This is a genomic window from Microcoleus sp. F4-D5 (genome assembly GCF_036704885.1).
Lineage (GTDB): Bacteria > Cyanobacteriota > Cyanobacteriia > Cyanobacteriales > Microcoleaceae > Microcoleus.
This window is the reverse complement of record NZ_JAUBSX010000045.1, coordinates 37387-56763: the sequence shown is the minus strand read 5'-3', so window position 1 is coordinate 56763 and position 19377 is coordinate 37387. Positions and strand designations below refer to the sequence as shown.

The window sequence follows — 19377 nt, the reverse complement described above, 5'->3', positions numbered from 1 at the left end:
ATCAACTTTTCGCGGCTGCCAATATTAGTTGGAAAAAGACTCAAAAAATCAATCCCAAATCCGATGACGAACTGGTAAAAAAAAAGCGGGAAGAAATTAACGAGATTTTATCGAAAAACAAGGCGGGCATAGAATCTGGGGAAATAATAGTATTGTTTTTAGATGAATGTCATCTACTTCATGGCGATCTGACAGGCTACGTTTGGGGTCGCTCCGATAGGAGAATTGAAATTCCAATTACTAATGAAAGAGAGCGACAAACTTATTTTGGTGCTCTCAATTATCAAAGCCAACAATTTCACGTTCTTTCGTCATCCATCTGGGGATGGAAAATCAACGGTCAACTTTATTAAATATTTACAAGATAAATATAAAGGTCGGAGAATTATCTTAATTTGGGATGGAGCTAGTTATCATAAATATGGAGAGTTTAGAGATTTCTTATCAACAGTAAATAGTGACAAAGAACCTGATAATTGGCCAATTACTTGTATTTTATTTGCCCCCAATGCTCCCCAACAGAATCCCGTTGAAGATATTTGGTTACAAGCTAAAAACTTTTTAAGAAAGTATTGGTATTTATGTAGGTCTTTTAAGATTATCAAATTTTTGTTTGAGTTCTTCACTAAGGAACATAAATTTGATTTTCCCAAAATTCATCAATATTGTACATAGAAAATCATTTAGGATCGCTATAGCTAATTTACTATGATTGCATTTATACCCTATAACCTAGCTATACAAAGGGCTTGATTATTTTTGGAGATGTCTAATACAGTAAAATTTCCGACTGACTCAGTTTTTGGATAAATCTGCTGAACATCAATTAGGTTCTGCCATTCCGCTTTACTGGAAACTCTATACCAGTCATAAAGTGCATCGCAGGAATCGGCATGGCTTTCACAGAAATCTCGCAGGATTTTTCGGCTGATAACACGCATTTCACCCTTGTTTTCCAAACTACACCAGATTTTGTTCTGGACTTACGCACTTGTCATTATAAACATCTGTAAATTCCCAAATACTAAAGCCCTTTTCCGTCGTTGCGGGAAAAGAGCTTTAATTTATGATTAACCTGGCACTGAGCTATTTTACCGGGCAGTGACCCGCCGAGTATCTTCGCCATAGCAACGTTTAACAACCGAGTTCGGGATGGATCGGAGTGGTTCCATTACATCATAAGCACCAGGAAAGCTTTGAAAACTTTAAATCCTGTGTCTGCGTTAAGCTTGATGCGCTGCATCTCTTTCGCTCGACTTAATTACCTTATCAAGTTTTCCCCAGGCTGTCAACCCCTTTGTCCAAACTTTTTTGCGATCGCCCGAAACTGCCCCCAATCACCGAGTTTGACGTATTATTTGCCAGTGTTGCCGATCGACCTTTAACTCACAAATCCAAAAACGCCGCCTCGACACCCTGTTCTCTGCGAATCTTCCCGTCCTTCACAAACCACGCCACGACCTGCTTAACTGTTAATTGTTCGATCGCGCTTTCAGCTTCTGTAGCAATTTGCCTCAAAGGCCGCAAAGACGCAATTACCAAATTCGTAAAAAAGTTTTCAAAACTAGCATCAAGTTCGATCGACCCTTTAATACTCTCATCATTCTTAATCCAATACATCACCTGTCCATTTGTCACCTCAGCCACGGGCAAACCAGTCTCCTCAGCAATTTGCTTGAGCACCCTCAAAGCATAGATTGCCACCCGCGCCGAAAACTTTTCCTTCGACGACAGCAGCGCCATATCAACTTCCGCGCACTCTTCCGGCTTTAAAAAATCTGCTAGCGGTTCCATATATTAAAAATTGGTAATTGGTAATTAGTAATTGGTAATTAGTAATTGGTAATCCCTGACATCCGTGACATACGTTACACTCATCCGTTGTCGAACTTCCCTGCGTCACATCCGTTAAATCCGTTACAAAATCCGTTGCCGAACTTCTTCCTTCTTCCTTGCAATCAAATAACCGCAGCGGTGTTCCCCATTAATAATCCAGTGAGTCCGCTCCACAATACAATCCGGCAAAACCGCTGCAAACATTTCCAACTCATTGCCACACACACTCGGAAAAGTTTCAGCAACATTAGAAATCGCGCAGTTGTGTTCCGCAAACACAAATCGATCGCCCAAACCAGTGCGATCGCACATCCCCACCTCCACAGATTCTACAGGATAACACTCAGCCATATAACCTTCAGCCCTGCGGAGTTCCACCAACTTAGTCACCCGCTCTTGCAGCGAACCCTCACCCACCAGCCGCCGATACTCCGTCGCCTTGCGCTGCCACTGTTTTCGCAGGATAGTAATCACTTGCTCGCGGCCGACAGTTTCCGCCAGAGTATCCAGGAAAGAGACTGCAAAATCACCGTAACGGTTCGGGAAGCGATCGCGCCCCAGACTGGTAAGCTCGTAAATGTGCTGCGGCCGCCCCATCCCAGCCTGAACCGACTGATACTGAATCAGCCCCTCCGCTTCCAAATCCTTCAAGTGACGGCGAATCGCCTGCGGGCTGATATCCAAAGACTCCGCCAACTCAAGAGCCGTCCCTTTATCCTCCTTAAGCAAATATTCCAGGATGTCTTGTTTCGTGGAAGTCTGCTGAGTAGTCTCCATCATCTTCACAAAAAATTATTAATTTGACTTTGACAATATCACTATTGTTAATGTAGCTTAAAATATAGTAAAGCAACAAACCTGTTGTTTAACTCAACCGAGCAGTCCAGCAGAACTCGCTCAAGCCCAGACAACCAACCGATTTTGGATTTACGATTTTGGATTTTAGATTTACTCCACCCGTTCGGTCTGAAGCTTAGATACTTTAGATTTACTGTTTGCGATTTGTTCCGTCCTTAAAGGACAGGGCTTGCACCAAGATTCCCGAATCCCAAATCCAAAATCTCAAATCTAAAATCCCCCGTCTGCCATCTTTGAGAGCATTATCTAGAACACTGAACACGCAAAATAATGAGTTCTACCACAGTCAAAACCTTAGTCAACCAACCCTACAAATACGGTTTCGTCACCGACATCGAATCAGACACCATCCCCCGCGGCTTGAGCGAAGATGTAGTCCGCCTGATTTCCGCCAAGAAAAACGAACCGGAATTCATGCTGCAATTCCGCCTCAAAGCATACCGGAAGTGGCTGACAATGACTGAGCCCACCTGGCCCCACGTCAACTATCCCGCGATCGACTACCAACAAATTATCTACTATTCCGCGCCCAAACAAAAGCCCAAAAAGCTCAACAGTTTGGACGAAGTAGACCCGACACTGCTAGAAACCTTCGAGAAACTCGGCATTCCCCTCTCCGAACAAAAACGGCTGGGAAATGTCGCCGTCGATGCCGTTTTCGACAGCGTTTCAATTGCCACAACATTTAGAGAAAAGTTAGCCAAAGATGGCGTTATTTTCTGTTCCATCTCAGAAGCCGTCAAAGATTATCCCGAACTCATAGAAAAATATCTCGGCAGCGTCGTACCAGTAGGCGATAACTTTTTCGCAGCCCTCAACTCCGCCGTATTCAGCGACGGTTCCTTCGTTTACATTCCCAAAGGCGTCAAATGCCCGATGGAATTGTCAACATATTTCCGCATCAACAACGGAGATTCCGGCCAGTTCGAGCGCACCCTAATTGTCGCAGAAGAAAACAGTTCCGTGTCTTACCTAGAAGGCTGCACCGCGCCGATGTTTGACACCAATCAACTGCACGCCGCCGTGGTGGAATTGATAACAATGGACAATGCCGATATCAAATACTCCACAGTGCAAAACTGGTACGCCGGCGACGCCAACGGCAAAGGCGGCATTTACAACTTCGTGACGAAACGGGGTTTGTGTCAAGGAGTCAATTCTAAGATTTCTTGGACACAAGTAGAAACCGGTTCCGCGATTACTTGGAAATATCCCAGTTGCGTGTTAGTAGGCGACAACTCGGTAGGCGAATTCTACTCGGTAGCGCTGACAAATAACAAGCAGCAAGCTGACACCGGCACCAAAATGATCCACATCGGTAAAAATACTCGCAGCACGATTATTTCTAAGGGAATTTCTGCCGGAAATTCATCCAACAGCTATCGCGGCTTGGTGAAAATGGGGCCGAATGCTAAAGGCTCTAGAAATTACTCTCAGTGCGATTCGATGCTGATTGGGGATAACGCTCAAGCGAATACTTTCCCTTATATTCAAGTGCAGAACCACACTGCTAAAGTGGAACACGAAGCTTCTACTTCTAAGATTGGGGAAGAACAATTATTCTTCTTCGCACAGCGGGGAATTTCCGCAGAAAATGCTATTTCGATGATGATTAGCGGTTTCTGTAAAGATGTTTTCAATCAGTTGCCGATGGAATTTGCGGCGGAAGCTGATAAGTTGTTGAGTCTGAAACTCGAAGGAAGTGTCGGATAATTTTCGCGGGCGAGAAACCCTTCCAGGCCGAGTCCATCGGGGACAACTTAATCCCACCGTCCGCCAGGGAATTCATTCCCTGGCTAATAGCTAAAGTCCTCTTGCATAGGACTAATGAGTTTAAAAGTTTTCTTCTCAGTCCTCATAGCGAGGACTTAAGCTTTGAGACAGGGAATTCATTCCCTGGCGGACTATCGGTTTAACGTTAAATTGTCACCAATGGGTACAGGCTAGCAACGAGAAAAAAAACTGTAAAGTGCATTGAGGAAAAGGACAAAAATAGATGATTGTTGAAAATAGTCAAGTGGTGCTATCCGTCCGCAATTTAACTGCGAATGTGGAAGATACCCAAATCCTTAAGGGTTTGAATCTGGAAATTAAATCGGGTGAAATTCACGCGATTATGGGCCCGAACGGTTCGGGTAAAAGCACTTTATCCAAGATATTAGCCGGCCATCCTGCTTATACGGTAACGGGCGGAGAAGTTACATTTTTGGGTCAAAATTTGCTGGAATTAGCGCCGGAAGAACGTTCTTTGGCTGGCGTGTTCCTAGCTTTCCAATATCCTTTAGAAATTCCCGGCGTTAGCAATCTGGATTTCTTGCGCGTGGCTTACAATTCTCACCGCAAGCATCGCGGCTTGGAAGAATTAGATGCTTTTGATTTCCAAGATTTAATCGAGGACAAGCTGGATATTGTCAAGATGAATGATTCTTTTTTAGGTCGCAGCGTTAATGAGGGTTTTTCCGGTGGCGAGAAAAAGCGGAATGAAATTTTGCAAATGGCGCTGTTGGAACCGAAGTTAGCTATTTTGGACGAGACTGATTCGGGTTTGGATATCGATGCTCTCAAGATTGTCGCCGGCGGTGTAAATCAGTTGTCAAATGCTGAAAATTCGATGTTGGTGATTACTCACTATCAGCGGTTGCTGAATTACATTATTCCTGATTTTATTCACGTCATGGAAGCCGGCAGAATTATCTTGACTGGCCCGAAAGAGTTGGCGCTGGAATTGGAAGAGCGCGGTTATGACTGGGTTGTGGAAGAGGAAGCAGCAGGAGTAGGCGCGCGATGATGAATACGCAAGTTGCTACTAGAGAAATGTTTTTGGCTGGTTTGGTGAATCAGTGCGAAAAGTTGGGCGCTGCTAATCTCAAAAGTTCTGTTTACGGGTTGGATGATTTGCGCGACATTGCGGCTCAATACGTATTTTCTTCTCATTTTCCGACTGTGAAGGATGAAGAATGGCGTTTTACTGATTTGTCGCCGCTGTTGCAAATTCCGTTGAATTTACCGGAAAGCAATCAGCCAGAAATTAAGCTGTCTGATATTACGATGCCGGTGAAAGATCGGGCAGATTTACCATTAAGATTAGTTTTTGTCAATGGTTTTTATGCGCCGCATTTATCAACGGTGAATTTGCCGAATTTGCCGCTCGACTTTTACACAGGTAATCTATCTAATGTACCCGAAAAATATCAAGGGCGCATCAGCGATGTTTTGAGCAAGCACAGACAGCAAACTGAGGTGTTTACCGCTCTGAATACTGCGGGTTTGGCGGATTCTGCGGTGGTGTTCGTGCCGGCCAATATGTCGATCGACCTTCCGATTCACTTGCTGTTCCTGACAGCGCCCGGTGCATCTCCCACGATGTCCCAGCCGCACTGCTCGGTCATAGCTGAGCCTGGAAGCAATGTGACGCTGGTTGAGGATTACGCAACTATCGGTAATGTCGCTGCATTTACGAATGCTGTAACGGATGTTGTTGTCGGCGAAAATGCCACTGTGAATCACATTCGGCTGCAGCGGGAAGGTGGGGAAGTTGTTCATATCGGCAAAAGTGCGATCGAACAATCTCGCAATAGCCGTTATACTTGTCATGCTATCAGCTTGGGAGGCAAAATATCGCGGCACAATTTAGAAGTATTTCAGCGCGGCGAAGCCACTGAAACAACTTTAAACGGCTTAAGCGTAGCCTTTGGCGAACAGTTATCTGATACTCACAGTTTAATCGATTTTAATTACCCCCACGGTACAAGCCGCCAATTGCACAAGTGCATTGTCGGAAACAAAGCACGTGCTGTATTTAACGGCAAAGTTTTCGTTCGCAAAGCGGCACAATTAACAGATGCCGGACAATTGAGCCGGAATTTGTTGCTGTCGCCCAGGGCCCGCGTAGATACCAAACCGCAGTTGGAAATTGTCGCCGACAACGTTAAATGTTCCCACGGTGCAACTGTCAGCCAATTAGAAGATGATGAACTTTTCTACTTGCAAAGTCGCGGTTTAGATTTAGAAAGAAGCCGCTATTTGCTGATTGATGCTTTCGCGGCGGAAATGCTCAATCTGTTGCCAATTGCAGGTGTGGCAAAAATGCTTTCTACCTGTGTGGCTATTCAAGAATAACTCATAAAGATGAGGACACAGAGGACACAGCAGTGCTGTGTCCATACCACATCTTGCACCATTTTTAACAGCCTGTAGGGGCTGGTTTCACGAATAATAATTACCTAAAACCAACAATCTCGTAAACCCGCCCCCACCCAACAACAAATCACTAACTTCAAAAAATATGACACTTATTCAAGAAAAAACACTTGCATCAAAAGTTCGCGGCGACTTCCCAATTTTGACTCAAAAAGTCAACGGCAAACCGCTAGTTTATTTAGACAATGCAGCTACTTCTCAAAAACCTCTAGCTGTCATCAATGCTTGGCGCGACTACTACGAACAATACAATGCAAACGTACACCGCGGCGCTCACACTCTCAGCGCCAAAGCGACTGATGCTTACGAAGGTGCGAGAGACAAAGTTGCGGCATTTGTAAATGCCGCGTCGCGGCAAGAAATTGTTTACACTCGCAACGCCACCGAAGCGATTAATTTGGTTGCTTATTCTTGGGGCTTGAGCAATCTGCAAGCCGGAGATGAAATTATCCTGTCTGTGATGGAACACCACAGCAATCTCGTTCCCTGGCAAATGATTGCTCAAAGAACTGGTGCGGTGCTGAAGTTTGTGGAGTTAACGGAAACTAACGAGTTTGATGTGGAACAGTTTAAAACGCTGATTTCCCATAAAACTAAATTGGTGTCAACCGTTCACGTTTCTAATACTTTGGGCTGCATTAGTCCTGTCAAAGAAATCTGCAAAATTGCCCACAGTTTCGGCGCAAGAGTTTTAATTGATGCTTGCCAAAGCGTGCCGCACATGATAGTAGACGTGCAAGCAATAGATTGCGATTGGCTGGTTGCTTCCGGTCACAAAATGTGCGCTCCGACTGGCATCGGTTTTCTGTACGGTAAACTGGACTTGCTCAGAGAAATGCCTCCCTTTTTCGGCGGCGGCGAGATGATTGCTGACGTGTTTCTCGATTATTCCACCTATGCCGATTTGCCGCACAAATTTGAGGCCGGCACGCCTGCAATCGGCGAGGCGATCGCCCTCGGTGCAGCAGTCGATTATCTTAGTAACATTGGCATGGATAAGATTCACGCTTGCGAAGCAGAATTGACTGCTTATATGTTCCAACAATTGCGGCAAATTCCAGAGATTAAAATCTACGGGCCGCAACCAGACAGCAACGGCGAAGGTAGGGCAGCGTTGGCGGCATTTACTGCCGGAGAAATTCACCCTCAAGACTTGTCTACCATGTTAGACCAGGAGGGAGTCGCGATTCGTTCCGGGCATCACTGCACGCAAGCTTTGCACCGCTATTTGAACCTTTCGTCTACGGCGCGGGCGAGTTTGTATTTTTACAATACTCGCGAGGAGATTGATGTGTTTGTGAAAGCGTTGAAAGAGACGATCGACTTTTTTGCTGGGATTATGGGGTAAGTTTGTGTGGTGGGTATTTTCCCACCTCAGTTACCAAATTTTTTTCAGGGTTAAGTTTAGCAGAATGCCTTTTACACTCGCACATCCGATCGCAGCAGTTCCCATCTGGTTGTTATCTAAACGAAAATTGGATCTGTTAGCTCTCGCAATTGGGACAATGGTACCCGATTTGCAATATTTTATCGCCCTGAAACCAGTCAGAGAGATAGGCCACAGTTTGCCAGGAGTATTCATCGAAGGTTTGCCCTGTTCCCTAGTTCTTTTGCTAGTATTTCACTGGGTTTTAAAGTATCCCCTACTGGCACTTGCTCCCTTGTACGTAGCCGATCGACTGCCACCAATAAGGCGATACTCGCTCCTCCCCTTATCACAATTTTTAATAATTATAGGATCGATCGCGATCGGCGGAATAAGTCATATTTTGTGGGATGATTTTACTCATTCAACTGGGTGGTTTGTCGTCCGATTTCCACTGTTGCAATTTCAGATTTTCTCCCTACCACTTTACAAATTACTTCAATATGGAAGTGGCATATTCGGACTCTGCGGTTTGTCGATTTGGTTCTTGGTGTGGTTGCTAAAAACTCAACCTCACCAAAGTAAACAAGTGCTGCCTGTGCGCTGGAAACTATTAGCAACTAGCTGCATTTTGCTGACCTCTTGTATCTTGGCATTAATTGCTGTAAAGTTGCACGTAGCTGAGGATGGAAGTTTTTCTGGCATAGTTGTTAGAGCGGTTATTGGTTCTATTTCTGGGTTATTTCTCGGTTGTTTGTTGTACTCTGCTGTATTCTGGAATATCAAAGGTTTTCAGCAATTAAATTAGAACTTGGGTGATAGAGAAAATTATAGATATCAGAAAGGGCGATCGCCCTTTATTCATTAGATGTATTGTGAGACAGGCGTCTCACCTGTGATTCATCTGTGAGAAGAAAGTGAAGGATTCGATCTCAGCAATTAACTGCAAAATCTATCTTTAGGGTGAGGACTGACGACCTTAACTCTACAGAGACTGTAAAAGTTAAATTCTTTAGTAAATCCTGAATCTATTTTTTTTGTTGTATATTTAGTTAGACATTATCTAACTTACAGAGGTTAACAATGAGACCTTCAGAGTCGGAATCAGTACCATCCAGTTTCTTTGATGAAACCTATCGCCAAAGTAAAGATCCTTGGAGCTACACGTCTAGCTTTTATGAAACCAGTAAATTTAGAACAACGATCAGATCCTTGCCAAAAGTCCGATTCAAAAATGCTTTTGAAATCGGATGTGCTATCGGCGTCCTCACCCAGAAACTTGCAAAAAAATGTGACAGATTGCTTTCAGTAGATTATTCAGAAGTAGGATTAGAAGAAGCGCGGAAACGCTGCCACGATCTTCCACAGGTTCGCTTTCAGCAGATGCAAATACCCCAACAGTTTCCAACTGAGAATTTCGATTTCATTTTATTCTCAGAAGTGGGCTATTATTTTAGCAAATCTGACCTCCAGACAACCAAGGAAAAAATCATTAACCACTTACTTCCTGGCGGTTATCTTTTGATTGTTCACTTTCGGTATCCAGTGGAAAGTTTTATCTTGAATGGCGAAATTGTTCACGATACCTTTCTCAAAGATTCGGGACAGTTTTTGAAACATCTTGGAGACCCACGCAAACGTTTTTTGATGCTAGATTTAGCACGTCATCATAAACGCTATCGGATGGATTTGTTTCAGCGGTTGTAAATGATACCAGCCGATAATATTCTAGAGAGTGCATCTACAATTAGTTCGCAAACACCTTTTATTTATTAGCATTTAAGCTATCGTGCATTTAAATTACATATTGTCTGTTTTCCGTTTCTCGTTACCTGTTGCTTTTCGCCAAATCCTCACACCCTATTTAAATGCACAACAGCTTATCTGTCAGTAATATCAAGTCCGGGTCAATAATTATAATTAATTAAGTTTGTAGTAAGGACGGATGCGATCAAAAGTCTGCACCGATCGATATCCAAAAATATTATTGTGAATGATTGACCGGACTTGAGATAAATTAAAGAGCGATCGCCTTGTAAATTGCGAACACTAACAAAGAACGATCGCCTTCAATGACGCCATTCACTCCTCCATTAATACTCCCTAATCTCAGGATGGATAAATTGATAACCAGCCGCCTTAATCTTTTGATTCGACACCCTCGCATTGTAAGGCCGCACGCTAGGACTTCCATCCCAAGAAGCTTTCGGCAAATTGTGAGTTTCAAAAATGCGATCGAGTAATTCGCGACTCGACAGCGACACATCCCCGACTAAATTATAAATTCCCTGCAATCGATTTTCCAAAGCAAAAGTTAACCCCCCAACAACATCATCCAGATGCACCCAATTAGTAGCATCTTCCCCCCTACCAGGACGAGTGTTCCCAGCCCAACGTCCAAAGATTTTAACTAATTCTCGCCCCGGCCCATAAATTCCTCCCAAACGGAGAATGCAGACGTGAAGATTTGGACTAGATGCTGCTAATAAAACCCGTTCTGTTTCTGCCATAATTTCACTATTTGGATTAGCTAGTTTGACGGGCGATTCTTCATTTACCAATTCACCTTGGCGATCGCCGTACACAGAATAACTACCCGTATAAATAACCTGCTTGACTGTCGGTGTTTCCTGTAAAACCGATACCAAAGTTGTCGCAGTATCTAAATAACTCTCCCGATAAGCATGAGGATTTGGAGCACCGACGCACAGCATAACAGCATCTTGTTCTTGCAGTACAGAAGCGATCGCATCTTTGTCATTTCCCTTGACAACGGCCACCCGCTGCGCGACACCCTCCAACTCAACTACTCGGGTCGCCGTCGTAGTTGTCGCCGTCACGGTACAATCAGGTTTGCCGCGTAAATGTTTGGCTGTCGCAGTACCCACATAGCCGCAGCCGACGATCGCAACTTTCATAAAAAATTCTCCTTTGTTTCATACTCTCTAAAATTATTGCCGGTTTCTGAAATCATGGCGCGCTGAGTTTTGTGGTAAAATGCAAAGCATCGTTATCAATCGGAGTAGCATCGTGTCCGAGAGAGATATTTTTGCCACATCCTCAGAAAGCGAACTTTTAGCTTTTTACGGTTCTTTGTTTGCGATCGCAGCCGCCGATGGTTCCGTTGATATTGACGAATTAGATTTGTTGTTTAAAACCATAAATTTAGACAAGTTTTCTGACTCCGCAAAGACTCAAATCCAATCCTACACAGCCAGTCCCCCTTCACTCAGCGACTGTTTGCAAACACTCAGCCAATCAGCAGAACCGCTGCGTTTGGGAGTCATGTATTTTTTAATAAACATTACTTGGGCAAATAAGACGCTGCATCCCGCAGAAAGCGAGGCGATCCAATCCGCAAAAAAACTGCTGGCGGTTTCCGACTTGCAAATCCAAGCCATGCAGGAATTCATCGCAGACATCAAACAAATACGGGAGGCTGCGCCCAATCAAAATCAGGCATCAGCCTCGTTCAATGCCAGTATTTCCCAGCTCAAAAATAAGGGAATTCCTCTCGATTTAATCGATCCAAAAAGAACTACAACCAACCTCAGTGATTCTCAGATAAAATACTCCGAGGAAAATTTTTGGACTCAACTTAAAAACTTTGCTTTAACCGCAGGAAGAGAAGTAGTAGAAAAAGCTTTGATTCTCTACTATGTGACTCAGAACCCAAAGGTGCCTGCTTGGGCAAAAACTGTTATTGTTGGAGCTTTGACCTATTTTATCTCTCCTGTCGATGCCATTCCCGATATATTAGTCGGCATGGGATTTACGGACGATTTGGGAGTGTTGCTGGCGGCAATAGCTACTGTTTCAGTACACATTAATGCTGATACTAAAGAACAAGCAAAACAAAAAATGAAAGATTGGTTTGGCTCATAATATTATGTCCGGTGGATCGTTTTGTTTCCGCCTGCATCGGAATAATATAATTTGAATAATATAGCAGTTGTCAATCGGATGAAATACAGGACACGGCAGTGCCGTGTCCCTACTTAATTATTGTGGATTCTCAGTCTTTAATCGGCTTGCCATCTCGATTGACAATACGGCTTTCACCATCCTTAGCCGTGACATTTTCATAAACCCCTTCATCCCGCTTCACGTACTTGCTGAAACCCGAATTTTTATAATCGGTGTCGGATGTCGGCTTCATCAACCTCGGAGCGCTCAGCAGTCGGCGTACCGGAGCATCTGCGGGAGTGTCCCCGGGTTCGCACTTAGCTAACTGGCACAGTTGGCCCCAAGTCGAAACTTCCAGGTTCATGCTGTGCGAAACTTCTAACTGCTGGTTGTTTTTGGGACAAAAATAATCGTATACAGGCATACTAAGAATCTCGTTTGCAACTACTAAAATTACTAATTGCACGGTAATTGATAATAATATAGCTCAACATTACTAAGAATTCAAGCCCAACAATCAAACTTTACTATTTTTAACGGTTGTTGAAACCTAAATCAGCTATATTATTAACCCTGTGTGCTTGCTCCCGGATGCGATCGAAACAAAGCCCAAAACTACGCTACCCTGAAACCCTCTGACTCGATCTAACGATCGCACCATCAACGGCTAGCAAATGCCCGCAAGACTTCGCTCAATGCCGTCAAAGGATCGAATCATTTTCAGACTGTACGCAAATCACAGATTCTAAGTTTCAATGTTATTTATTTACTCACCAGCGAGGATTTACCGATGAGCGATTTCAAAGTTACGCCAGAAGTAGAGCTGAATACAGCTCAAATGTTGGAAAGATATCAACTGCAAGATGAGACAATTCTGCGGCGTTGGGCAAAACTGCACGGCATCAACAGCACTCGCGGTTTCTTCTATCCCAGTGAAGTAGATTTAATAGATCATGCACACCACCATCTTTACAATTTGGGAATGAGTATTGCTGACTACCAAAGTCTTTTAGACAGACGCCGCAACCATTCTCAAACATCAGGCGACCAAAGTAAAACAGTAGCAAGTCAAGTTGCTGACGAAGCATACGATGCCATAGAAATGCTAACAGATCAGTATGCTGAAGCTATAGATTTAATGGGAGAACGTATAGCAGACCATTTCATAGATGAACTCGATTTATCTGTGATGCGCCACCTGTCTAAAAAAGTGAAAGACCGCCGCAGTCTCAACGGTCAAACTAAAAAGCCTAACCGTTTTCTCCAAGTTATTAAAGCCGTGTTGCAACCGAGCAGCGAAAATACGCTTCTGGTTCCCAAAAAAGATGACGACTCTAGTTTAGAATTAGAACAGCATCACCGCCTCGGCTAGCTGCATATTTAGTTGAAAGACTAAGCGCGAATTATAGCGGTAAGGTGCGCTAGGCGCACCCTACATAATTTAGTTCTGCGTCCAGGGCTGTGAAGCCAATAAATTTAATATTTTCAAGAAGTCTAAGCTAGCTGTGAATTATAAATTTAAGACTGGATGCAGATGTATTTTGCGCGGTTATTACCTAAAATGTATGTTTAATCTCAGCCGTAAATCTAGCCAAAGGTAGATAAATGATTAAATCCTGGATGGTAATTGGAGGAGTCGCCTTTGTAGTAGCTTTAGGCGCTAACATAATAGCGCCCAGCGACATCCAATGGTTCAACCGCTTGCAGCGTCCGAGATGGCTAGTATTTGAAAAAGCAATTCCCCTAATTTGGACAGTAATTTTTATTTGTGCAGCTTGGTCAGCAGTGATTGTTTGGGAAAAAGAACCGGGAACTCAGGAGACTTGGGTGAGAATGGGTTTGTACTTGCTTTTAGAAATAGTAACCATATCTTACACCTCGGTTATGTGCAAAGTTAGGAGCCTAAAAGTCGGCACGATAATCGGCGGAACGGGTGCTATTTTAAGCGTAATACTAGCTTTAATTGTGTTGCAAGTTTCCGAACCCGCAGCCCTGTTATTGCTGCCTTACATACTTTGGAGTCCGATCGGCACTTACACCACTTGGGCAATGATGCACCTAAATCCGGCGGATGTTTAGTCTCTCATGGAATTAGTCATTTTAATGGGATTGCAAGCATCGGGAAAAAGCACATTTTTCCGCGAGTATTTAGCTGCAACGCACGTTTTAGTCAGCAAAGATTTAATGCCAAACAATAAAAATAAATCGCGCCGACAAATTCAATTAATTGAAAATGCACTGCAAGCAGGTCATTCAATCGCTGTTGACAACACCAATCCCGAAGTTCTCGATCGCAAGTCGCTGATTGATATCGGTCGCACCTATAATGCCCAAATCATCGGTTACTACTTTGAATCATTAGTCAGCGACTGTTTAGCTCGAAATCAAAAGCGATCGGGCAAATCTCAAGTTCCAGACATAGCAATTTATGCTACTCTAAAAAAAATGGTATTGCCCAGTTACGCCGAAGGGTTTGAACGGCTGTTTTGGGCCCGCATAGCAGAAAACTTTACCTTTGAAGTAAAAACCTGGCTCGCAGAGGAAGTTATTCATGGACAATCAGACATTTGAAAAAAAAATGCGCGAGCTTGAATATTTTCACAGCCTGCGTTTATTGCCGGGAACTCACACAGTAATTCGCGCCGACGGTCGCAATTTTTCCAAATTTACTTCCTCAAGTTTTGATAAGCCTTTCGACTTAAAATTCCACGAATTAATGGTGGAAACTGCCAAAGCACTCCTGTCAGAACTAGACGGCATTTACGCTTATACCGAAAGTGACGAAATCTCAGTTTTGTTTCCTCCAGATTGGGATTTATTTGACCGCAGCTTAGAAAAAATTGTCTCTATTTCTGCCAGTATTGCCAGTGCAACTTTCACTAGCGCCGCCCAAACAGCAGTCACTTTTGACAGCCGCATTTGTTCTGCAGCGAACAAATCGCAAGTAGTAGATTATTTTCTATGGCGGCAAGCAGATGCAGCGCGCTGCGCTTTGAATGGCTGGAGTTATTGGATGCTGCGAAAAAATGGCGAAACGGGTGAAAATGCAGCAGTTATATTAGAGAAACAATCGGTGGCTTTCAAAAACGAATTGCTGTTTCAAAACGGAATTAACTTTAACGAACTGCCGACTTGGCAGCGCCGTGGAACGGGATTGTATTGGGAAAAATACGATAAACCAGGTTATAACCCGATCGAACGCAAAGAAGTTGTCGCAGTGCGGCGGCGACTCAAAGTCGATGAAGAGCTGCCCATGAAAGAGGAATACAAAGAATTTATTTACCAATTTTTAAATGTTGGCGATTAACCATTAAGGATATCTTGCCAAATCCGGTGGCAATTGATGAATTCTTAGTCGGTTTTAACCGAATGCAAGCTGTGAGACGGGGGTTTAAACCCCCCGCCCAATCTCGAGCAAGCGAGTTAGCCTATTTTTGGTAGTATCTAGCTGCAACCCAGGTTTTAGTCAGCAAAAATTTGATGCGAAATAATTGTACAGTTGCACAACTGGAAACTTATGATATCGGTAGCCCAAGCTGCAGGAACCAAGTGTGCTTGTCTATGTAACCGCGTTGAAAATGGATTTTGCCATCAACAACATGAAAGAAGCCACAGCCTTGCAGGGTAAAACTTTTGCCAGTTGGTAGGTTGCCACCAAACTCACCTAGAAATGTGCCGCCACCAGTCCACTCGACGATCGCCCACTCGCCATCCTCAAACAGATTCTCAACGTGCGTGTAATTGTCTGGAAAAGCTTGGAAGAACGTAACAAAACTCTCCAGCAAGGCCTCGCGCCCGTTTATAGGATCGCCAAAGGCAACTTGATGGTTCTCTGCATCGTCGTGATAGAGCTCGATAAGGGCGTGAGGGTCACGAGCGTTATAAGCAGAAACCCAGTCTTCGAGAACTTGCTTGGGCGTTTTCATTTTTGGTTCCCTAATACAGATCGGCAAAGATATTAGTTAGCAGCTTCTCACCCTCAAATTTACCGACTGGGAGGGCTGCTCGGAGACTCGGTTTCCGGGGGTTCGGGAGGGGGAGATTCAGCATCGGGAGATTCAGCATCGGGAGGATTCAGCGACTCCTCCCAAACTTTGATTTGCGATCGAGCTTGCTCAAAAGCCCGAGTGCCCGAGGGAATTTTCTTTAAAGTTGCGATCGCCCCAGCCAGATCCGACGACGACTGTTCCACACCAAGAGCCAAAATCCGCTGGCTCCACTCATCAATCGCCTCGCTCGCCTGCCACCGGAGCGAACTCGACTCCGGCACCTGAAGAGCGAGGGAAATTGCCGTTTGCAAAGCGTCAGCAGTCCCCGCTCGGGCTGCTTGACGGGCGCTCTGCAAACCTTGCTCGCCCTGAAATTGAGCCTCCCAAGTCCGAATGTTCGATCGAGCTTCCTCATAAAGCACCCGTCCCGATCGAATCCGGCGGGCCATCTCAATTGCCCCCGCCAAATTGCCCACCGCCGCTAGCTGCTGAGCTCTATCCAAAAACGGCTGGTCAACAAGCCGCTGTCTCCTCTCGATCCAAGCTTGAATTTTGGTTTGAGCTTCCACGTAAAGCGCCCTACCTTGACCGATCCGAGAAGCTTGAGCAACTGCGGCCTCTAGAGCATTCGGATCGCCCGTACTCGCCAAATCGTTCGCTCTTTGTAAATACGGACTGTCTTCGAGCAGCTCGATTTGACGGCTCAAGCGGCTAATTTGACTGCGAGCTTCAGAAGCGCGGGGATTTGATTCCGGGACTGTTTGCAATTGCCCGATCGCAGCCCTCAAATCATTTACCCCTCCCGGTGCCGCCAGCCTGCTTGCCAAATCCAAAACTTTCACATCAGCCATTTCTTGCTGCCAGCGGCCGACTAAATCTTGAGCTTGTTTGTACAAAGGGCGGCTCGAATTCAACTTTTGAGCGATCTCGATCGCCTTGGACAAACCCTCAACAGAGCCACTCAAAGCCTGAGCAGTAGCATTCGCCAACTGGTTAAAATCCTCAACTTGTTCCCTTAAATTTGCAGAGTCGGGAATCTTGTTCGCAATCGCGACCGCCTGTTCCCAATCGCCTGAGAGCAAGCGTTTTTGGGCGATTTGCATAATTTTCTTGCTAAATTCCGCGATCGCCTTATTGGCAGCTTGATACAAATAACTGTTTTGACCAATTCCCTGAGCCAGCTTAATCCCCATCACCAGATTGTCGAGCCCTCCCTCTGCCGCTGTATTCCGGGCTTTTACCAACTTATTGCCCTCAGTCCTAGTCGTTTGAATCAGCTTAGTCAACTCCTCGTACTTAGTCGATTCCCAGAAAGTATTGCCCAAATCCAACAGCAAAGTAGCTTGGCGGAAAGCCAGCGTCCACTCTTCCTTACGCAAGTGGTCTTCGGCCGTGCGGTAAATTTTCTCTGCATCGATCCATATCGACTGCCACTTTTCAATCTGCTTTTCCACTGTCGGGTAAGCGGGAACGTCTTGAGGAACCTTGCGAGCAATCGCAATCGCCCGATCCAGCTTTCCTTCTTGGAAACTAGCATTTCCCAGCCTGAGAATATCCTCCGACCACCGCTCGATTTGACCGTTAATTCTCGGCCGCAGCGGATGGTCTTTTGGCAAAGCATTAACTAATTCGATCGCCCTGAGCAAATCATCCGCCGTCCGCTTGCTGGCTGCTTCTTGAGCACAAAAAAAGCGATCGTTAGCAGAAGCCGTCGGCCAAAAAATCTTTGAGCAATTCGACTGCGATGTCAGGTTGAGCAAAGACGCAAGTGCCACAAACCCCATACCCACCGACAGGATCAAGCTCACCGCCAGCCAAAACTGCCACTTATTGGACCAGCTCTGCCACAACGGATTCTGTTCCCCCCGCCGCTGCGAGTTTTCCCCAGACAAATTTGGCGGTAGTTCCAGATGCCCTCCCGGCAGTTTTCCCGAAGTAACCAATTCTCGGAGCTCTTTAAGTCGTTCAGCCCGGTTTTTCCTTGCTGGCAGCCGCACCAGCGACGAAGTATCCTTTGTTGACTCCAAGGATTCTGATGCAGACCAACGGCCTGATGTTTTGCGATCTTGACTCATATCCTCACCACAAACAACAACCAGCCTGTCTTAATTATTTCAAAACAGCGATCGCTGCTATTGACTGCTCTATAGAATGTATTCATCACTTGTAAATACTCCAGCAGGCGAAAGACTACAATAGGCGATCGCCAAACCCCAAAAATCAAAATTTTGTGATTAGGTAATTGATAATTGGTAATTGGCAATTGGTCAAGGCCTTTATCCCCAACTCGCACTCCTGATTGCCAATTACCAATTATTATCTCAAGAACCGGAGTTCGATCGCAAATCGCCGATGAGTTCGGCAAGTTGGTCGCTGTTAGCTTTGTAAACCTCGTTGCAGAAATGGCACGTAGCCTCAGCCCCGCCATCTTTTTCAATCATGTCTTGCAGTTCCGCTTCGCCCAACATTTTCAAAGCTCCCAAAACTCGATCGAACGAACAGCCACAGTCAAAGCGCACCATCTGAGTTTCCGGGAAAATTTCCAGGCCCATATCTCCCAGTAACTCTTCGAGAATCTGGTGCAGCGTTTGGCCCGATCGCAGCAGCGGCGTAAAGCCCGACAATTCAGCAACTCTAGATTCTAAAGTTTGCACCAATTTTTCGTCCGTTGCCGCCTTCGGCAGAACCTGCAACAGCACACCCCCAGACGCTTGTACCCCGCCCGCGCCCACAAACACCCCCAAAACCAGAGCCGAAGGCGTTTGCTCCGAGGTTGCCAAATAGTGAGTCAGATCGTCGCCAATTTCGCCGGAAACCAATTCTACCGTACTGGAATAAGGGAAGCCATATCCAACGTCCCGCACCACGTACAAATACCCGTCACCTATTGCCCCGCCGACATCGAGTTTGCCTTTAGCATTGGGCGGCAATTCCACTTCGGGATTGTCCACATAACCTCGAACTGTTCCATCGAGTCCCGCATCAATCAGAAGCCCGCCCAGCGGCCCATCTCCTTTAATGCGAATGTTGACTCTCGATTCGGGCCGCTTCATGCTGGAGGCCAGTAACAGCCCTGCCGACATCGTGCGCCCGAGGGCCGCTGTAGCCACGTAGGAGAGCTTGTGCCGCCGTCTTGCTTCTTCGGTGAGGCGGGTGGAAATGACGGCTACAGCGCGAATTCCGCCCTCTGCGGCTGTAGCGCGAATTAATTGATCGGCCATG

20 protein-coding genes, 1 rRNA gene and 1 pseudogene are annotated in these 19377 nt (G+C 45.3%); 13 read left to right on the top strand and 9 right to left on the bottom strand.

Translation table 11 applies throughout. The features are described from left to right. Both QUA80_RS20390 and QUA80_RS33890 read left to right on the top strand, forming a co-directional pair. Positions 1-353: pseudogene (locus tag QUA80_RS20390) on the top strand (hypothetical protein); the annotation flags it as partial. Further along, positions 244-675: a transposase gene (locus QUA80_RS33890; RefSeq protein ID WP_445302271.1), complete on the top strand. Its 432-nt coding sequence runs from the start codon at positions 244-246 to the stop codon at positions 673-675. The pseudogene QUA80_RS20390 and the gene QUA80_RS33890, both read left to right, overlap by 110 nt. Before the next feature lie 50 nt (positions 676-725). Here the strand turns inward: QUA80_RS33890 and QUA80_RS20385 are convergent, their stop codons facing one another. The 4 genes from QUA80_RS20385 to sufR form a co-directional block, all read right to left on the bottom strand. Then, a complete protein-coding gene (locus QUA80_RS20385) occupies positions 726-827 on the bottom strand; it encodes a hypothetical protein (RefSeq protein WP_333426915.1) in 102 nt (33 codons plus the stop codon). A 246-nt stretch (positions 828-1073) separates the two neighbouring features. Next, positions 1074-1190: ribosomal RNA gene (rrf, locus tag QUA80_RS20380) — 5S ribosomal RNA — on the bottom strand. A gap of 196 nt (positions 1191-1386) precedes the next feature. Continuing rightward, positions 1387-1794: a hypothetical protein gene (locus QUA80_RS20375; RefSeq protein ID WP_333426914.1), complete on the bottom strand. Its 408-nt coding sequence runs from the start codon at positions 1792-1794 to the stop codon at positions 1387-1389. A 123-nt stretch (positions 1795-1917) separates the two neighbouring features. Beyond that, positions 1918-2616, bottom strand: a complete 699-nt coding sequence (gene sufR, locus QUA80_RS20370; RefSeq protein WP_333426913.1) for an iron-sulfur cluster biosynthesis transcriptional regulator SufR — start codon at positions 2614-2616, stop codon at positions 1918-1920. 348 nt (positions 2617-2964) lie between these two features. Between sufR and sufB the strand changes: the two genes are divergently transcribed. The 6 genes from sufB (at position 2965) to QUA80_RS20340 (ending at position 9967) form a co-directional block, all read left to right on the top strand. Further along, on the top strand, positions 2965-4407 hold the full coding sequence (gene sufB, locus QUA80_RS20365) for a Fe-S cluster assembly protein SufB (RefSeq protein WP_333426912.1): 1443 nt from the start codon (positions 2965-2967) through the stop codon (positions 4405-4407). 283 nt (positions 4408-4690) lie between these two features. Next, positions 4691-5482: a Fe-S cluster assembly ATPase SufC gene (gene sufC, locus QUA80_RS20360; protein ID WP_333426911.1), complete on the top strand. Its 792-nt coding sequence runs from the start codon at positions 4691-4693 to the stop codon at positions 5480-5482. Continuing rightward, the gene (gene sufD, locus QUA80_RS20355) at positions 5479-6813 is read left to right on the top strand and encodes a Fe-S cluster assembly protein SufD (protein WP_333426910.1); all 1335 of its coding nucleotides are present in this window, start codon (positions 5479-5481) and stop codon (positions 6811-6813) included. The genes sufC and sufD overlap by 4 nt, the downstream gene beginning before the upstream one ends. A gap of 166 nt (positions 6814-6979) precedes the next feature. Further along, on the top strand, positions 6980-8242 hold the full coding sequence (locus QUA80_RS20350; protein WP_333426909.1) for a SufS family cysteine desulfurase: 1263 nt from the start codon (positions 6980-6982) through the stop codon (positions 8240-8242). 64 nt (positions 8243-8306) lie between these two features. Beyond that, the gene (locus QUA80_RS20345; protein WP_333426908.1) at positions 8307-9068 is read left to right on the top strand and encodes a DUF4184 family protein; all 762 of its coding nucleotides are present in this window, start codon (positions 8307-8309) and stop codon (positions 9066-9068) included. 275 nt (positions 9069-9343) lie between these two features. Continuing rightward, entirely contained in the window at positions 9344-9967 is a 624-nt protein-coding gene (locus QUA80_RS20340; RefSeq protein ID WP_333426907.1) for an SAM-dependent methyltransferase, read from the top strand. Positions 9968-10353: 386 nt separating this feature from the next. On the opposite strand, the gene QUA80_RS20335 is transcribed toward QUA80_RS20340, so the two are convergent. Continuing rightward, positions 10354-11178, bottom strand: a complete 825-nt coding sequence (locus tag QUA80_RS20335; protein WP_333426906.1) for an NAD-dependent epimerase/dehydratase family protein — start codon at positions 11176-11178, stop codon at positions 10354-10356. 112 nt (positions 11179-11290) lie between these two features. Here QUA80_RS20335 and QUA80_RS20330 point away from each other — a divergent pair, with 112 nt between their 5' ends. Beyond that, a complete protein-coding gene (locus tag QUA80_RS20330; protein WP_333426905.1) occupies positions 11291-12145 on the top strand; it encodes a YkvA family protein in 855 nt (284 codons plus the stop codon). A gap of 130 nt (positions 12146-12275) precedes the next feature. Here QUA80_RS20330 and QUA80_RS20325 read toward each other — a convergent pair whose 3' ends face one another. Beyond that, positions 12276-12590 carry a zinc ribbon domain-containing protein gene (locus tag QUA80_RS20325; RefSeq protein ID WP_333426904.1) on the bottom strand — a complete coding sequence of 105 codons (315 nt, stop codon included), beginning with the start codon at positions 12588-12590 and terminating at the stop codon, positions 12276-12278. 366 nt (positions 12591-12956) lie between these two features. Here QUA80_RS20325 and QUA80_RS20320 point away from each other — a divergent pair, with 366 nt between their 5' ends. The 4 genes from QUA80_RS20320 to QUA80_RS20305 all read left to right on the top strand — a co-directional run bounded on the left by QUA80_RS20320 (position 12957) and on the right by QUA80_RS20305 (position 15473). Next, positions 12957-13538 carry a hypothetical protein gene (locus QUA80_RS20320; protein ID WP_333426903.1) on the top strand — a complete coding sequence of 194 codons (582 nt, stop codon included), beginning with the start codon at positions 12957-12959 and terminating at the stop codon, positions 13536-13538. Between the two features lie 233 nt (positions 13539-13771). Further along, positions 13772-14245 carry a TspO/MBR family protein gene (locus tag QUA80_RS20315; RefSeq protein ID WP_333426902.1) on the top strand — a complete coding sequence of 158 codons (474 nt, stop codon included), beginning with the start codon at positions 13772-13774 and terminating at the stop codon, positions 14243-14245. 6 nt (positions 14246-14251) lie between these two features. Then, positions 14252-14737: an AAA family ATPase gene (locus tag QUA80_RS20310; protein WP_333426901.1), complete on the top strand. Its 486-nt coding sequence runs from the start codon at positions 14252-14254 to the stop codon at positions 14735-14737. Continuing rightward, the gene (locus QUA80_RS20305; protein ID WP_333426900.1) at positions 14718-15473 is read left to right on the top strand and encodes a tRNA(His) guanylyltransferase Thg1 family protein; all 756 of its coding nucleotides are present in this window, start codon (positions 14718-14720) and stop codon (positions 15471-15473) included. Before QUA80_RS20310 ends, QUA80_RS20305 begins: the two co-directional genes overlap by 20 nt. Before the next feature lie 208 nt (positions 15474-15681). Here the strand turns inward: QUA80_RS20305 and QUA80_RS20300 are convergent, their stop codons facing one another. From QUA80_RS20300 to hslO, 3 genes are all read right to left on the bottom strand, one after another. Further along, positions 15682-16092, bottom strand: coding sequence for an ester cyclase (locus QUA80_RS20300; RefSeq protein ID WP_333426899.1), 411 nt, complete (start codon positions 16090-16092; stop codon positions 15682-15684). Between the two features lie 59 nt (positions 16093-16151). After that, entirely contained in the window at positions 16152-18230 is a 2079-nt protein-coding gene (locus QUA80_RS20295) for a hypothetical protein (protein ID WP_333426898.1), read from the bottom strand. A gap of 246 nt (positions 18231-18476) precedes the next feature. Continuing rightward, positions 18477-19376, bottom strand: a complete 900-nt coding sequence (hslO, locus tag QUA80_RS20290; RefSeq protein ID WP_333426897.1) for an Hsp33 family molecular chaperone HslO — start codon at positions 19374-19376, stop codon at positions 18477-18479. Position 19377 lies beyond the last annotated feature (1 nt).

What these genes read in the sequence shown, in the direction of transcription:
- QUA80_RS20375 (WP_333426914.1), bottom strand. Translation starts at nt 1,794, where the DNA reads ATGGAACCGCTAGCAGATTTTTTAAAGCCGGAAGAGTGCGCGGAAGTT.
- QUA80_RS20335 (WP_333426906.1), bottom strand. Translation starts at nt 11,178, where the DNA reads ATGAAAGTTGCGATCGTCGGCTGCGGCTATGTGGGTACTGCGACAGCC.
- QUA80_RS20345 (WP_333426908.1), top strand. Translation starts at nt 8,307, where the DNA reads ATGCCTTTTACACTCGCACATCCGATCGCAGCAGTTCCCATCTGGTTG.
- QUA80_RS33890 (WP_445302271.1), top strand. Translation starts at nt 244, where the DNA reads ATGAAAGAGAGCGACAAACTTATTTTGGTGCTCTCAATTATCAAAGCC.
- QUA80_RS20340 (WP_333426907.1), top strand. Translation starts at nt 9,344, where the DNA reads ATGAGACCTTCAGAGTCGGAATCAGTACCATCCAGTTTCTTTGATGAA.
- sufD (WP_333426910.1), top strand. Translation starts at nt 5,479, where the DNA reads ATGATGAATACGCAAGTTGCTACTAGAGAAATGTTTTTGGCTGGTTTG.
- sufB (WP_333426912.1), top strand. Translation starts at nt 2,965, where the DNA reads ATGAGTTCTACCACAGTCAAAACCTTAGTCAACCAACCCTACAAATAC.
- QUA80_RS20350 (WP_333426909.1), top strand. Translation starts at nt 6,980, where the DNA reads ATGACACTTATTCAAGAAAAAACACTTGCATCAAAAGTTCGCGGCGAC.
- QUA80_RS20310 (WP_333426901.1), top strand. Translation starts at nt 14,252, where the DNA reads ATGGAATTAGTCATTTTAATGGGATTGCAAGCATCGGGAAAAAGCACA.
- sufR (WP_333426913.1), bottom strand. Translation starts at nt 2,616, where the DNA reads ATGATGGAGACTACTCAGCAGACTTCCACGAAACAAGACATCCTGGAA.
- QUA80_RS20300 (WP_333426899.1), bottom strand. Translation starts at nt 16,092, where the DNA reads ATGAAAACGCCCAAGCAAGTTCTCGAAGACTGGGTTTCTGCTTATAAC.
- QUA80_RS20305 (WP_333426900.1), top strand. Translation starts at nt 14,718, where the DNA reads ATGGACAATCAGACATTTGAAAAAAAAATGCGCGAGCTTGAATATTTT.
- hslO (WP_333426897.1), bottom strand. Translation starts at nt 19,376, where the DNA reads ATGGCCGATCAATTAATTCGCGCTACAGCCGCAGAGGGCGGAATTCGC.
- QUA80_RS20315 (WP_333426902.1), top strand. Translation starts at nt 13,772, where the DNA reads ATGATTAAATCCTGGATGGTAATTGGAGGAGTCGCCTTTGTAGTAGCT.
- QUA80_RS20320 (WP_333426903.1), top strand. Translation starts at nt 12,957, where the DNA reads ATGAGCGATTTCAAAGTTACGCCAGAAGTAGAGCTGAATACAGCTCAA.
- QUA80_RS20325 (WP_333426904.1), bottom strand. Translation starts at nt 12,590, where the DNA reads ATGCCTGTATACGATTATTTTTGTCCCAAAAACAACCAGCAGTTAGAA.
- sufC (WP_333426911.1), top strand. Translation starts at nt 4,691, where the DNA reads ATGATTGTTGAAAATAGTCAAGTGGTGCTATCCGTCCGCAATTTAACT.
- QUA80_RS20295 (WP_333426898.1), bottom strand. Translation starts at nt 18,230, where the DNA reads ATGAGTCAAGATCGCAAAACATCAGGCCGTTGGTCTGCATCAGAATCC.